Annotated in this window: 14 protein-coding genes; 13 read left to right on the forward strand and 1 reads right to left on the reverse strand. The window is 40.8% G+C overall.

Going from position 1 to position 15,263, the window contains the following annotated elements; translation table 11 throughout:
• Window positions 1-13 precede the first annotated feature (13 nt).
• From raiA to ABDW32_RS07605, 5 genes are all read left to right on the forward strand, one after another.
• Window positions 14-373, forward strand: a complete 360-nt coding sequence (gene raiA / locus ABDW32_RS07585; protein WP_343561015.1) for a ribosome-associated translation inhibitor RaiA — start codon at window positions 14-16, stop codon at window positions 371-373.
• A 311-nt stretch (window positions 374-684) separates the two neighbouring features.
• Entirely contained in the window at window positions 685-1,059 is a 375-nt protein-coding gene (locus ABDW32_RS07590; protein ID WP_343561017.1) for a DUF6686 family protein, read from the forward strand.
• Between the two features lie 379 nt (window positions 1,060-1,438).
• Window positions 1,439-1,966 carry a ferritin gene (locus tag ABDW32_RS07595; RefSeq protein WP_077436013.1) on the forward strand — a complete coding sequence of 176 codons (528 nt, stop codon included), beginning with the start codon at window positions 1,439-1,441 and terminating at the stop codon, window positions 1,964-1,966.
• A gap of 135 nt (window positions 1,967-2,101) precedes the next feature.
• On the forward strand, window positions 2,102-4,867 hold the full coding sequence (locus tag ABDW32_RS07600; RefSeq protein ID WP_343561023.1) for a TonB-dependent receptor: 2,766 nt from the start codon (window positions 2,102-2,104) through the stop codon (window positions 4,865-4,867).
• Window positions 4,868-5,008: 141 nt separating this feature from the next.
• Window positions 5,009-5,977 carry an NAD(P)H-quinone oxidoreductase gene (locus ABDW32_RS07605; protein WP_343561025.1) on the forward strand — a complete coding sequence of 323 codons (969 nt, stop codon included), beginning with the start codon at window positions 5,009-5,011 and terminating at the stop codon, window positions 5,975-5,977.
• On the opposite strand, the gene ABDW32_RS07610 is transcribed toward ABDW32_RS07605, so the two are convergent.
• Window positions 5,966-6,829, reverse strand: a complete 864-nt coding sequence (locus tag ABDW32_RS07610; RefSeq protein ID WP_343561027.1) for an AraC family transcriptional regulator — start codon at window positions 6,827-6,829, stop codon at window positions 5,966-5,968. The two genes, ABDW32_RS07605 and ABDW32_RS07610, sit on opposite strands and share 12 nt — an antisense overlap.
• A gap of 143 nt (window positions 6,830-6,972) precedes the next feature.
• Here ABDW32_RS07610 and fucP point away from each other — a divergent pair, with 143 nt between their 5' ends.
• The 8 genes from fucP (at window position 6,973) to ABDW32_RS07650 (ending at window position 15,127) form a co-directional block, all read left to right on the forward strand.
• Entirely contained in the window at window positions 6,973-8,238 is a 1,266-nt protein-coding gene (gene fucP / locus ABDW32_RS07615; protein WP_343561029.1) for an L-fucose:H+ symporter permease, read from the forward strand.
• 9 nt (window positions 8,239-8,247) lie between these two features.
• Window positions 8,248-8,580, forward strand: coding sequence for an L-rhamnose mutarotase (locus ABDW32_RS07620; protein ID WP_343561031.1), 333 nt, complete (start codon window positions 8,248-8,250; stop codon window positions 8,578-8,580).
• Between the two features lie 3 nt (window positions 8,581-8,583).
• On the forward strand, window positions 8,584-10,242 hold the full coding sequence (locus tag ABDW32_RS07625; protein ID WP_343561033.1) for an altronate dehydratase family protein: 1,659 nt from the start codon (window positions 8,584-8,586) through the stop codon (window positions 10,240-10,242).
• A gap of 20 nt (window positions 10,243-10,262) precedes the next feature.
• Window positions 10,263-11,576, forward strand: coding sequence for an alpha-L-fucosidase (locus ABDW32_RS07630; RefSeq protein ID WP_343561035.1), 1,314 nt, complete (start codon window positions 10,263-10,265; stop codon window positions 11,574-11,576).
• A 2-nt stretch (window positions 11,577-11,578) separates the two neighbouring features.
• Window positions 11,579-12,343: a glucose 1-dehydrogenase gene (locus ABDW32_RS07635; RefSeq protein ID WP_343561037.1), complete on the forward strand. Its 765-nt coding sequence runs from the start codon at window positions 11,579-11,581 to the stop codon at window positions 12,341-12,343.
• Between the two features lie 100 nt (window positions 12,344-12,443).
• The gene (locus ABDW32_RS07640) at window positions 12,444-13,301 is read left to right on the forward strand and encodes a fumarylacetoacetate hydrolase family protein (protein WP_343561039.1); all 858 of its coding nucleotides are present in this window, start codon (window positions 12,444-12,446) and stop codon (window positions 13,299-13,301) included.
• A 24-nt stretch (window positions 13,302-13,325) separates the two neighbouring features.
• Window positions 13,326-14,153 (forward strand): amidohydrolase family protein, encoded by an 828-nt coding sequence (locus ABDW32_RS07645; RefSeq protein ID WP_343561041.1) that lies wholly within the window; start codon window positions 13,326-13,328, stop codon window positions 14,151-14,153.
• 182 nt (window positions 14,154-14,335) lie between these two features.
• Entirely contained in the window at window positions 14,336-15,127 is a 792-nt protein-coding gene (locus ABDW32_RS07650; protein ID WP_343561043.1) for an SDR family oxidoreductase, read from the forward strand.
• Window positions 15,128-15,263 lie beyond the last annotated feature (136 nt).

Genomic DNA, 15,263 nt, shown 5'->3' on the forward strand with positions numbered 1-15,263 from the left:
AAAAGGAGGAAAAATGAACATTACTGTGCAATCCATTCGATTTAATGCAGATCAAAAGCTTATCGAATTCATTAAAAAGAAAACAGGAAAATTAGAGCAGTTTTTGGATTCAATCATCGGTGGTGAATGCTACCTGCGATTGGAAAATGTCGATGACGAGGCAAATAAGATTTCAGAAATCAAACTGAATATCCCGGGAAGCCAACTTTTTGCAAAAGGGCAGGCGAAGAGTTTTGAAGAGGCGACGGATATCGCAGTCGAATCCTTACGTAGACAGATTAACAAACATAAAACAAAGACAAAAAATACAGTCATTAGCAACCGCAAAGAAGTACTTACTGTAGAGGAAGAAGAAGAGGAAGAATACGATTAAAATATACTATATACATTGTAACGGAGGAGGTCAATCTAAATTGACCTCCTTTTTTTTGAAGGCATCTTGCCCTATGAATTGCTATAGATTTTTATGCATTGACAAGTCGGTTTATTTTTATAGCACTGTTTAGGCGTTCAGGGCGATCGCGAACTTTTAGCAATTAATCATATGGCAAGGGGCAGTTTGTTCGGCAGTATAAGTACGAAAACTGCTTATTTATATTAAATCAAAATAATCGCTTGTTTTACTTGGATTGATTATAAATAATATTTATTTTTGAGCAGTTTAAAAGATAAGGGGTAATAAAAATGTCAGAGTTGGTTTGTCCATTAGCGCATGTTGAAGAAGTGTTTGCCACAGCAGCGGGTAAAGTTTATCAATGTAGTCGTAAAAATTGCTTCTGGTTGGAATATAATAATCAGACTACATCATTTTCGGTGTCAGACTTTTTGAAATTCAAGAAACGTGTGGATACAATTGATATCGAGCGAATGATCCATGATACAACACGTTCCTCTGATTTTGAAATTATTATGCCTTTTCGTACAGAAAGGTGTTTTATTCTTGCTGTAGAGGATGTGCTTCAGCTTCGCGAACTGCTGGATGGGGCCAAATTTATGATGGAATTAAATTCAGTTATCAGAACTTGTTTACAAGTCTCGCCCTTTGCTGTCTTCGCATAAAGAGGCGCTCTTTATATCATAATTTCGAAAAAGCGGTGTATATCCTAGATATACACCGCTTTTTCTATTGTCCAAGTACTTATTTAAATTAAAATTAAATAAGTATGCCATGTCCCATTCCTATATTTATTGTGATTCAGTATTTGCGGCACCTATTATGGTCTTATTATTTAAATTTATGGGTCATTGAAAGTATCAATGATCGGTATTTGTAATTGTATTGATTCTAAACAAGTTGTGTTTTATTTGTCTAATTTAGACTGAATTTGTATTGCATATAATGTATACATATTTTCGAAATGCGATGTATCTTTGTAATGTAATCAGATGATAAGGTGTATCAGCTGATCTTGTTTTAGAAATTAAACTTAAGGTAAATATGAAAGATTTATTGAAATTAAAATCTTCTTTGAAAGAAGAAATCGAAAATATACTGAATGCACAGATTAAAGTTGAAGCACATTCTTCAGCATTATATTTAGCAATGTCTTCATGGTGTGATGACCAAGGTTTGGAAAATGCTGCTGATTTTTTTGCAAAACAGTCTAATGAAGAACGTGAGCATATGTTGAAGCTGTTCAATTACATCAATAATCGTGGCGGCCGTGCAATCTCTCCGGAAATTACTGGGATTCCACAGGATTTCGAATCCTTCCGTGGCGTATTTGAGCAAACATTGGAACAGGAAATGTTTGTAACAGAGCAATTCAATAATATTGCAGACAAATGTGCAAAAGCGAAAGACTATGTGACATTTAACTTTGTACAATGGTTCTTGGAAGAGCAAGTAGAGGAAGAATTTGTTGCAAGACGTATCCTGGAATTATTTGATGTAATTGGTGAAGATGGTACTGGCCGTTGGGAAATTGACAAGCATCTTGTTAAGGTTAGCTTCGCAGGCGAGTAACAAATTATAAAAAAATTAGTTGAAAAAACGAGTTGTTTTCCTGACAGCTCGTTTTTTTTTATACAAAATCACAAGTTTTTACGTTAATAGCTTAAGAATTCTTATATTGAATTGTATTATTGCAAAGTCTGTTTGATGAAACTAAGGGGCGGGAATATCATCCGGTTTATACTTTTGTTATCTATTATAAGCTTGTTTTTTCTGCCAAGGAATTCGTTTGGTCAGGCGACAAAAAAAGAAGTTTATGGAATTGTTATAGATACAGCTGGCAAGCCTCTCAAAGGTGTCAATGTACATTTAACAAGTTCCCGGGATACGTTGTTTTCATCCACTTCAGAGACCGGATATTTTCATTTTGCACGGGTTTTAGGTAACGATATTCGGATAAGCTGCAGTCAGATAGGCTTGAGTATTCTCGAACGTAGCTACCCACTTTATAATAGCAGTACGGCCAAACTGGATGTGGGAAAATTGACCATGTTTCCACATGTTTCTTTGTTAAAGGAGATTGTTATTCAAAAATATAAACCTATTGTCTATAAACAAGATACGGTACAGTTTAATTTAGACGCTTTTCAATTTGATAGACGTGCACTTTTAGAAGAGGCGCTTAAAGCCTTGCCCAATGTGCAGGTATCTCGGGATGGATCAGTTTATGCTTTCGGAAAAGCTATTTCTTCTGTGAAAGTTGATGGCAAGCGTTTTTTTGGCGGAGATGTCCTGACGGCGACACGAAATCTACCTGCCGATTTTGTGAAAAGTGTGCAGGTTATTGATTTTTATGGCGACGAAGCCACAGCCAAAGGGATCAAAAGCACAGAATCCGAAAAGATATTGAATATCGTACTTCGGGAGGATAAGAAAAAAATTACTTTTGGACAGGCAACATTGGGCGGTGGGACTGCTGACCGCTACCTGGGAAGTGTTGGCATAAATAGATTTGATAACGGGAAAGAATATTCTATTGTATCCTCCATCAATAATACAAATACCAATCTATTTTCCTTTGGTTCTCCCAATGGCGGCGAGCGGGAGCGGGAAATGGGCGAGCTGGCAGATTTTGCCGATCCTACAGATGGAGTCAACAAAATAGGTTCTATTGGCGCCAGTTTTTCCAGCCCATTATCAAAGAATGTCAATGCGAGTGGAAAATATTCCTTCACACAGCGTAACAATTATACCGTAGGGAATTCGTTTTTACAATCTATCTACGGATCTGGAAAAGGAGTGAATACTTCAATCAGTAATTATGAAGACTATCGGATAAAATCTGTGGACCGGACACATAAGATGGACTGGGATTTTGATATGAAACTATCGCCTAAAGATCAATTGAAGCTCTCTCCGAAACTCTCCTGGACCAATTCGACCAGTCGAACATTAAAGGATCGACGGATAAAGAACAATAGATTAAGCAGTACCGGTAACTATGAGGCTGCGAATAGTACGGAAAGCCCGGCAGCAGCTCTTGACCTTTTCTATACGCGGAGTTTTGATAAGCCCGGCCGGAAAATATTATATACTTTTCACAGTGATTTCAATGCGTTGGATAAGGACGAAGTACTGCGTGATAACAATAGGGGCATAGACAGTACGATGGTACCACCTAAGATCACAGAAACCTTTGTGAATCAAACGACCCGAACGGATAACGAGAGCAAAAATATTCAGAGCCGGCTATCCCTTGTCGAACCGGTGGACCTTGGCGGGGTGTTGGAGATCAACTATGACCTGGACTACACGAAAATAGATGCCAGTCGCTCAACTTTTGACCGCAAGGATCCTGATAAAGAACCTATCTTGATCGATTCGCTCAGCCTGAAATATAACTATTCTTTTGCCAGCAATAAGGTTGGAATGGTTTATCGGCAGGATATGGGTAAAAACATTAAGGTGAATTTTGGCTTTGCCGTTCAAGCCTCAGAGTTGAAGGGACAGCTGGCAGGTCAGGCCAATCCAGCCTCTTATCCGAATGTGAACTTTGTACCCTCAGCTGGATTGAAATGGAAATTTACCAAGGAGGAAGATCTTTCGATAGATTATTATGGACGTAATAACCAACCTAGTTTCTATCAGATACAACCGGTGGTCGATAATACAAATACGCAAAATATTATTATTGGTAATAAAGATTTGAGAGCAGAGTTTGCGAATACCATTGTTTCAAAATACCGCAAGTCAATGACGGGAAAAGGACAGTATTTTGAAGCGAGTTTTGCCTATAATCTGGTAAACGATAAAATTGTTGCTGACCGTACCATAGAGCCTAATTCAACCATACAAAAAACAACATATCGGAATACGGACGGTTATTTTGATATTAAAAGTTATTACCTTTTTACGGCTTCCCTATTCTCGGATAATTTGCAGATGAGCCTCAACGGAAATGGAGACTATTATAACAATATCTCCTTTATGAATGATAAGAAGAGCTTTGGCGGACATATTCTAATTACACAGGCCATTCAGTTTCGTTATGCCTGGAATGATATTTTTGAAGCGGAATTAAATGGTAATTACTCATTGAATCGGGCAACTTTTGACTGGCCAGTCCGGGATAATATCACAGCGCATTCGGGAATTGTCGGACTCGGTTCCAAGGCTTATTTGGGAAAGCATTTCACCATGGGCCTGGAGCTGTCTCAAAAGTTTAATGCGGGGTATTCAAGCTCATGGAGCAATATTAGCCCAACCATCATCAATGCTTACATGGAATATACTTTTGGACGGAATAATTTGGGCATGTTGCGGTTTCAGGGCTTTGATTTAATGAATCAGAATACCGGAATATCCCGTGCTGTTGTAGGGAATGATATATTGGACGTTCAAAATAATCGCCTGGCGCGTTATTTTATGCTATCACTCAATGTTCGTTTGCAGAAATATCCGAAGAAATCCTGAGGAAGTCTTCCTACTGATATATCAATTTTAAATATGCAATATACCATATTGGAGCGCATGGGGCTAGGCAAATAAGCTGGGATTGGCATCGTGGGATTCATGTACTATTGATCTTAAAACGTGAGAAATAATTATTTACAGATGAAAGCAGTTGTAATAAGCAGAGCAGGAGGTCCTGAGGTGCTCAGGGTTGAGGAGTTGGAGCGTCCAAGGATTGGAGACATGGATGTGTTGATCGAAGTCAGAGCTGCAGGTGTGAATAGGCCTGACGTCTTCCAGCGAAAGGGGAATTACCCCGCGCCTCCTGGTGTTGATCCGCGTATTCCGGGACTGGAGGTAGCTGGCATTATTGTGGAAAAAGGACCTTTGGTAGTTGACTGGAATATAGGTGATCGTGTATGTGCACTTATTGCCGGTGGTGGCTATGCAAGCTATGTTGCCGCTTATCAGGGGCAGTGTCTTCCGATTCCGGACAGCTTAAGTTTTGAAGAAGCAGCAGCGCTTCCGGAGACAGTTTTCACCGTTTGGGACAACGTTTTTCGTCGCGGAAAACTGCAGCGCGGGGAACATTTTTTGGTACACGGTGGAGCAGGTGGAATAGGTAGTACTGCAATTCAATTGGGTGCCTTATTCGGAGCGGAGGTTTATACAACCGTTAGTTCGGAGGAAAAGGCCCTTTTTTGCCGATCACTGGGCGCATCAAAAGTAATAAACTATAAGACTCAAGATTTTCAGGACGCACTTTCCGGTCTAGGGGTTGATGTAATTTTAGATAGTATAGGTGGTGCCTATTTCGAGAAAAACATCAATCTACTGAATCCCGATGGCCGCCTGGTCTATATCAACGCCATGGAAGGGGCTAAAGCAGAAATCAATTTGCTCAAATTGATGCAAAAGCGGATTATGCTTACCGGAAGTACATTGCGGGCGAGAGACCATCGATTTAAAGAAACCTTACGTAATGAGATCTGGACTGAAGTATGGCCTAAGATTATTTCGGGTGACTTTAAACCCAGGCTATTTCGTGTTTTTCCTTACGAGGAGGCCGCAAAAGCACATCAATTCATGGAGGACTCAAACCTGTTGGGAAAAATTGTATTAAGTTTTTGATTTTTGATAGTTAAGAGGAGTGGTTCCGGTGATGTTCTTGAAATATTTATGGAAGCTCGAAAAATTCTGAAATCCAGACTCAAAACAGATCTGCTTGATGGTTTGTTTATTTTCCAGCAACAAATTACAGGCAGTTTTCACCCGCATTTCAATTAGAAACTGAAAAAGTGTCTTACCGATCTGCGATTTAAAATAACGGCAAAATGAATTGGGGGTCATTCCTGTCAAGGAGGCTAGTTCCTGTAAGCGGATCTGATCCCGATAATTTTCACCGATATAATGCATCGCAATACGCATGCGGTCTGCGTCCTGATCCTGGGACTGGATTGTAAAGCCGGCGCTGGTTAATAGATCATGTTGCTCATCCGCTGCAATGCAAGTTAAGATCTGTAGCAGATGGATGATTCTTGCAGTACCGGACATGTTAAGTATTGCATCAATATGTGTTATGGTCTCTGCTCGGATTGATCGGGAAAGCGCGATACCCCGTTTCGAAATCCGTATCAGATCTTTGATGTGTTTGTTTTCGGGCAGATTGATGAATTCATTTCCCCAGAAATTTTCTTTAAAATGCAATACACGGATATCTGCCACCTGAGGATTATCCTCCTTCAGGTAGACTTCATCAAACAGCCAATAGTGGGGGAGATTGGAGCCTACTAGTGTAATATCGCCGGGCTCAAAGCGTCGGACACTGTCGCCAATAAATTGTGTGCCCGAGCCTTCTGCAAAATAAATCAACTCAAGTTCTTCGTGATAATGCCAAATGTTGTGGTATTGCGGTGTGTTATCTCTTCGCGCATTGAATGAATGCGTGTGATTGTTGTTTAAATGCAGTAACTGTGCTTTCATAACTATGAAATATATGCATTAAAGTTACGTATTCCTGTTAAGATATGGTAATATAGCTTAATGAATTGATAATATACTTGAATATTGTCTAGGATTTTTAGGCTTATTTTACATAAAATAACTACTTATAACCATTTGAATATATGACTAACAAAAAGAGTTACACATTTGCCTTGATTTTGGTGACCTCCTTGTTCTTCTTCTGGGGATTTATCCATAACCTTGATCCAATCTTGATTCCACATTTGCGGAATGCTTTTAGTTTATCACATTTCCAGGCTTCTTTGGTCGATTCAGCGGTATTTATCGCCTATTTTGTGATGGCGATTCCTGCGGGAATTATTATGAAACGTTATGGCTATAAGGCCGGTATTCTGATCGGGCTGTTATTTTTTGCGCTGGGCTGTTTCCTGTTTGTTCCGGCAGCGAATACCATCAGTTACGCTTTCTTTTTGGGTGCCTTGTTTGTCGTTGCATGTGGTTTGACCATATTGGAAACTGCAGCTAACCCTTATGTTGCCATATTGGGAGATCCTTCCACATCTGCGCAACGACTTAATTTTGCGCAGTCATTCAATGGTCTGGCGGCCTTTCTGGCCCCTATATTTGGTGGGAAATTTATTTTGTCACACGAACCGAAATCACAGGAAGAGCTTGCACAAATGGCTGAACAGGCAAAACAGGCCTATATCCAATCGGAAACAGCTGCTGTAAAATTGCCTTATCTTGTTTTGGGCGTACTGATCTTACTGATTGCAGCTTTGTTCTTCTTTACCAAGCTGCCTGACATCAAAGATGATGAGGAAGAGGGGAAAGCGGGTTTCTTCCATGCCTTGAAGCATAAAAATGTGAGGTGGGCAGTCATAGCTCAGTTTTTTTATGTCGGTGCTCAGGTCTGTATCTTAAGCTTTTTGGTCCTATATGCTACAGAAGTAGCAGGAATATCAGGTAAAGACGGTGCGGATTATGCTGGCTTTGCTGGCTTAGCATTTATGTTAGGTCGATTTATTGGAACCTTCTTTATGCGTTTTGTATCAGCATCCAAACTTTTGATCATATATTCCTTTGTTACGATTGCTTTGTCACTGTTCGTTATTTTTGGAACAGGGATACAAACATTATATGCTTTGATTGGAATTGCATTTTTTATGTCCATTATGTTTCCAACTATTTTTGCCTTTGGGGTTCAGGGAATTGGTGCGGATACCAAATCTGCTTCCAGTCTGATTGTGATGTCAATTGTCGGCGGAGCATTGTTACCACCACTTTTGGGCTTAATATCGGATGAAACAGGTCATTTTCAATATGGCTATTTTGTACCGCTCGTATGTTTTATTGTTGTATTGGCTTTTGCCTTTCAGAATAGGAACGTGAGCATAGATGAAACAGAAAATCTTAAATCACATTAATAGATTGCAATGAAAAAATATGTCATGGCTCTGGATCTTGTCAATGATCCGCAATTGATCAAAGAATATGAGGATTACCACCGCGCAGTATGGCCAGAGATTAAACAATCTATACTGGACGCCGGAGTGACACAAATGGAGATCTATCGTTTTGAGAATAGATTGTTTATGAATATGGAAGTTGCTGATGATTTTTCATTTGAGCGCAAATCTGCTATGGATGCTGCCAATGAAAAAGTTCAGGAATGGGAGCAGCTGATGTGGAAATATCAAGCCGCAATTCCTGGGAGCAAACCCGGTGAGAAATGGGTAATGATGAATAAAATATTTGAATTAGTTTAAGTTATGGCCATACAACGCTATTTACAGATCCATCCAATGGATAATGTCCTGGTTGCATTACAGGACCTGGCTGAAGGAACAACAATTGTTTTCGAAGGTAAGGAGTTTACATTGAAACAAACCATTGCGGCCAAACATAAGTTTACAATTCAGCCTATGAAGCAAGACGCCGAAATATTGATGTATGGTGTTTTGGTTGGGAAGCTGAATAGTGATTTAGAAGCCGGAGAGCTGATAACAACAGAAAATTTACGTCACGCATCCGAAGATTTTAGAATGGGGGATCGCAAGACCGCCTGGACCAAACCGGATGTCGCTGGGTTTAAAGATAAAACATTCAATGGATTCCACCGTTCGAACGGTACGGTGGGAACGGCCAACTATTGGTTGGTCATTCCGCTGGTATTCTGTGAGAATCGGAATGTATTAACATTAAAAGCTGCTTTCGAGGAGAAACTCGGTTATAAAGTCAAAGCCAACGATTATGTCTCCGAAGTGGAGGGGCTGATTGGGTTATATAAGTCCGGTGCGGATGTAAACCAGATTCTAGGACAAGATTTGATGGCTAATGCGGTGTCAAATGATCAGGAACGTTTATTTAAAAATGTGGATGGCATCAAATTCCTAAACCACGAAATGGGATGTGGTGGTACACGTATGGATTCTGATGCCTTGTGCGGGTTGTTGGCAGGATATATAACGCATCCAAATGTGGCCGGTGCGACAGTATTGAGCCTAGGTTGCCAACATGCCCAAGCCTCCATTTTGAAAGCTGAAATCGAGAAAAGGGATCCGGGATTTGACCGTCCGTTATATATTTTTGAGCAGCAAAAGGAGGGGACCGAAAAAGAATTGATGCAAAAGGCAATCAAAGCAACCTTTGCGGGCATGATGCAAGCCGATAAAAATGAACGTCAACCGGCCACGCTCGATAAGCTATGTATCGGCTTAGAGTGTGGTGGATCAGATGGTTTTTCGGGTATTTCGGCTAATCCGGCACTTGGTTTTGTTTCCGATATTCTGGTGACTTTGGGTGGTTCCGTTATTTTAGCTGAATTCCCGGAGTTATGTGGGGTGGAGCAGGAACTCAGTGACCGTTGTGTTGATGAAGCTACTGCCGAGAAGTTTATGAACTTGATGCGGACCTATAATGCGAAAGCAGAAGCCGATGGTTCGGGTTTCTATATGAACCCATCACCGGGTAATATTCGTGATGGGCTTATTACGGATGCGATTAAATCGGCAGGAGCTGCAAAAAAGGGGGGAACCTCGCCTGTGGCTGCGGTAATTGACTATCCGGAACTGGCCAATGGACCGGGTTTGAACTTGCTGTGTACACCGGGTAATGACGTGGAGAGTACCACAGCAGAGGTAGCGGCGGGTGCTAATATTGTCTTGTTTACGACTGGTTTAGGAACGCCGACAGGAAATCCGATTACACCCGTTGTAAAGCTGTCGACCAATACCAAAACATTTGAGAAAATGCCTGATATCATCGATCTAAACTGCGGTACCATTATTGAGGGTACAGAGACTATTGAGCAGGCAGCGCATCGTATCCTTGATTATGTAATTGAAGTTGCTTCAGGGGAGATCAAACCTAAAGCAGTGCTGTTGGGACAGGATGATTTTATCCCTTGGCGCAGGGGAGTTTCTTTGTAAATAACCAAATATAAAACATAATGAAATTAAAACATGTCATCTGCAGTCTGGCGCTACTCATAGGATCATTTTCCTCTGCTTATAGTCAACAACAGTACCAGCCAAGCCCTGAAAATTTAAAAAATAGGGCGTGGTTTGAACAATCTCGATTCGGGGTTTTTATCCATTGGGGGGTCTATAGTGTGTTAGGTGATGGTGAATGGGTCATGAATAGCCAGGATATCGGTTTGGATGAATATGCGCTTTTGCCCCGCTTTTTTAACCCGACAGCTTTTGATGCAAAAGAATGGGCTAAATTATTTAAACAATCGGGAGCAAAGTACATAACATTCACAACGAGACATCATGACGGCTTTTCGATGTGGAATAGTCAGGCTTCGGATTATAATATTGTTAAAAAGTCACCGTTCAAGCGGGATATCGTGAAGGAGCTTGTTGAAGCTTGTCGCGCAGAAGGCATTAAAGTCATGTTTTATTATTCATTGCTCGACTGGAAACGAGATGATTATTTACCGGTGGGTAGGTCCGGTGAAGCAATACTGGGACGTGATTCTACAAAAGGAGATTGGAATCATTATATACAGTTTATGAAGGACCAGTTGACTGAACTGCTTACAAATTACGGTAAAATTGACGGAATTTGGTTTGATGGTCACTGGGATAAACCAAAAGAGAACTGGCATTTAGGTGAAATTTATGAATTGATCCACAAGTTACAGCCACAATGTTTGGTGGGGAATAATCATCATTTAGCGCCTTTTGACGGAGAGGACTTTCAGATGTTTGAACGTGATCTACCGGGAGAGAATACAACGGGATTTGGTACCAAGTCGCACGACGTCGGTAAATTACCGAAAGAGGTCTGTGGAACAATTGCTGGATCTTGGGGATTTCAATTGAAAGATCGAACACGTAAGTCGTTCAGAGAGGTTCTGACCTACTTGGTTAAAGCTGCCGGCCATGGTTCAAATTTATTACTTAATGTTGGACCGATGCCGAATGGCGAGATTCAGGATTATCAACAAGATCGTTTGAAAGAGCTTGGCAAATGGTTGGCTGTTTATGGGGAGACCATCTATGGAACTGAAGCCGGAGGTGTACCCCCTACCGATGATTATGCATTGACAAGAAAGGGAAATCAGGTGTACCTGCATATCCTTAAACCAGAGAAGAAGGACTTTTATATCGCCAAGCTTCCTTATCAGGTGAAGAAAGTAAAGACCTTTATCGGAAATAAGGACATTAAATTTACTAATAAAGATCATAGTTTGCGACTGGATTTGCCCGCATCGACTGATGAGGAAGATCTGGTTTTAACACTTACAATTAAATAACAATGGGAAAATTAGAACAAAAAGTAGCTGTTATTACAGGTGGTGGTAGTGGGATTGGACGTGCTATCAGCGTGCAATTTGCTACAGAGGGAGCGAAAGTCCATATTTTGGATTTAAATGAAGAAGGTGGACATGCTGTGGTAGAGGAAATTTTGGCTCTAGGCGGACAAGCTGAATTCAATCGTTGCAATGTAACAGACCAAGAGGAAATTATCAGCATTGCTCAACATATAGGAAAAATTGATATTTTAGTGAATAATGCGGGTATTGCGCATGTTGGCAATTTAGAAAATTGTAAATCTGAAGATTTTGAACGCATTTTTAATGTGAATGTTAAAGGTGCCTACAATGCCCTATATGCTATCGTACCGATCATGAAAGCGCAGGGATCGGGAGCTATTCTTAATCTTGCTTCGATCGCGGCATGGGTAGGGATTAGCGACCGTTTTGCCTATTCTATGAGTAAAGGTGCGATCTACGCAATGTCGTTGTCGGTGGCACGTGATTATATGGCTTTCGGTATACGTTGCAATAGTATTTCGCCAGCGCGTGTACATACTCCTTTTGTGGATGGTTTTATTGCTAAGAACTATCCTGGTAAAGAGGCTGAAATGTTTGAAAAGCTCTCGGCAAGTCAACCGATAGGCCGTATGGCACAACCGGAGGAAATTGCAAAACTGGCACTTTTCCTTTGTAGTGATGATGCCGGTTTTATCACAGGGAATGACTATCCTATTGACGGTGGTTTTATTAAATTGAATAACTAAGGAATTAAAAAGTCGAAATTATAGCGTGAAAAGAGTATGTTAGTTAAGCTGGGAGCTGTTATACCAACATCTCTATAAGCACTACTTAATATATAATAATATGAAATTAATACGTTTTGGAGCCTTTGGCAAAGAGAAAATCGGTGTTCAGATTGATGGCGTGAACTACGATGTAAGTGCATTTGGTGGTGACTACAATGAGCAATTTTTTGCTGAAGATGGCCTGGCTCGTTTGGAAGAATTTGTAAAGGCGAACGCTGGTAAATTGGTTGAAGTACCACAAGATGAACGTATCGGAGCACCATTTGCGCGTCCATCTAAAATAGTCTGTATCGGGCTTAACTATATGGATCATGCTAAGGAAACAAATGCGCCGATCCCCGCTGAGCCTATTATCTTTATGAAATCCACGACTTCATTAATAGGACCCTACGATAATGTGATGATTCCTAAAGATTCTGTAAAGACGGATTGGGAAGTGGAATTTTGTATTGTAATTGGTAAAAAAGCCTCTTATGTAGCCGAAAATGAGGCTTTGGATTATGTTGCGGGGTATGTACTTCACAATGATGTATCCGAACGTGAGTATCAACTGGAGCGCGGTGGCACCTGGGATAAAGGAAAAGGCTGTGACACATTTGCACCAATGGGACCATTTATGGCCACGAAAGACGAGATCAAGGATATTAACGATGTGCGTATCTGGTTGAAAGTTAATGGTAAAACCTATCAGGATGGAAATACCAAAGATTTAATATTTTCAATAGCACATGTTGTCTCCTATGTGTCCCGATTTATGACACTACTACCTGGAGATGTGATTTCAACAGGAACTCCTGCTGGTGTAGGTCTTGGATTCAATCCGCCGATCTATTTAAAACCTGGCGATGTAATTGAACTGGGCGCAGATGGACTGGGCGAATCGCGCCAGACCGTGGTTGCTTATTCGAAAAATTAATTTATCTCCTAGTTTAGGTTTATTATGCGCATAGATACCCATCAGCATTTTTGGCAATTCGATCCTGTGAGAGACAGTTGGATTACAGACGAAATGAACGTTATCAAACGGGATTTCACGCCATTGGATATTCAGTTTGTATTGGAACGAAATGGATTTGCAGGTAGTGTGGCGGTTCAGGCTGATCAATCTGACGCGGAAACGAATTATTTGGTTCAGCTAGCCAAAAGTTACCCCTTTATCAAAGGTGTGGTCGGATGGATCGACCTTCAGGCCGAAGATATTGAGCAACAGTTGGCGAGTTATCGAGAACTACCTGTGATCAAAGGTTTCCGACACATTGTTGAAGGAGAATTGGATCCGGACTTTCTGATTCGACCGGCTGTGTTGAATGGACTGAAAGCGCTGGCGGCATTTGGTTATACTTACGACTTATTGATCCGTCCGCGTCATTATGAGGCTACGTTGCAATGTGTGCAGCAAAATCCAAATCTTCAATTTGTGTTGGATCATATTGCCAAACCTCCGATTAAATCCAGGGAGTTTGATGAGTGGGCTGCGTTTATCGATAAACTTGCTGCCTTTTCAAATGTGGTGTGTAAAGTTTCGGGATTGGCTACAGAGGCAGATTGGTCGGGTTGGAAGTTGGATGACTTCAAACAATATCTTGACCATATTTTTTTACGTTTTGGAAAAGAAAGGATTATGTTCGGATCGGACTGGCCTGTATGCCTGTTAGCGGCCTCCTATGAGGAAAGTATCGCTATTGTAGAGGATAAATTGGGCGATTTTACGGAAACGGAAAAAAATGCGTTTTGGGCTGAAAATGCGATACGCATATATAATCTATAAAAATGATTTCAGTATGTATGAAAGGGAAAGAACACATACTGAAATCATTTACAGGCAGACAAATGGAGCTGGATAGACTCCTTGCTGTCTATATTGGCTTTAATCAATAACCAGTGAAACGAGTTCGTTGATTCGGAAAATATAAGCGTATCAACGAAAAACGAAAACTCAATAAAAATATTATGGATCTTCATTTAAAAGATAAAGTTGTTATCGTTACGGGAGGAGCAAAAGGTATAGGCCGTGCTGTCGTACATGCTTTGGCCAAGGAGCAGGCTATTCCTGTTATTGTTGGACGTAAGCAGGCCGACAATGAGAAAGTCAGGGAAGAAGTGAAACAGTTTGGTATTGATGCCTTGTGTATCGAAGCTGAATTGTCTAAGCCGGAAGATTGTGCTAAAGCGGTACAAAAGGCACTTGAGGTATATGGACGCATAGATGGTTTGGTAAACAACGCCGGACAGAATGATGGAGTAGGTTTGGCTTCTGGTAATTACGAAAAATTTGTAGCCTCACTGCATAAAAACCTGATCCATTATTATTTGATGGCGCATCATGCATTGGATGCATTGAAAGCATCTAAAGGTAGTATCGTTAATATCTCTTCCAAAACCGGGGAAACAGGTCAGGGCAATACATCTGCCTATGCTGCTTCCAATGGTGGACGAAATGCGCTGACACGTGAATGGGCTGTAGAACTATTGCCTTATTCAATTCGTGTAAACGCGATTATTGTCGCTGAATGCGCTACGCCACAATACGATACCTGGATCCAGACTTTACCAAATCCAGAGGAAACATTGAAGAAAATTACGGACCGCATTCCTTTGGAGCATCGCATGACCACAGCAGAGGAAATTGCAGATACAACCGTATTCTTATTATCTGACAAGTCAAGCCATACAACAGGCCAATTGATACACGTCGACGGCGGGTATGTACATTTGGATCGTTCGATCATCAATGAGCAATAATCGATCTCGATCTGTTCCCTTGTCGTTTAAGATCTGCTGGAAAAATGCAGTGTTCCGCGATAGCTAAAAGAATGTTTATTCGGAGAAGTGAGTCATTGGAAAAGAATTTAAGCTTAAATAGTCCTTGTTCGGTACG

Source organism: Sphingobacterium sp. (assembly GCF_039596235.1).
Lineage (GTDB): Bacteria > Bacteroidota > Bacteroidia > Sphingobacteriales > Sphingobacteriaceae > Sphingobacterium.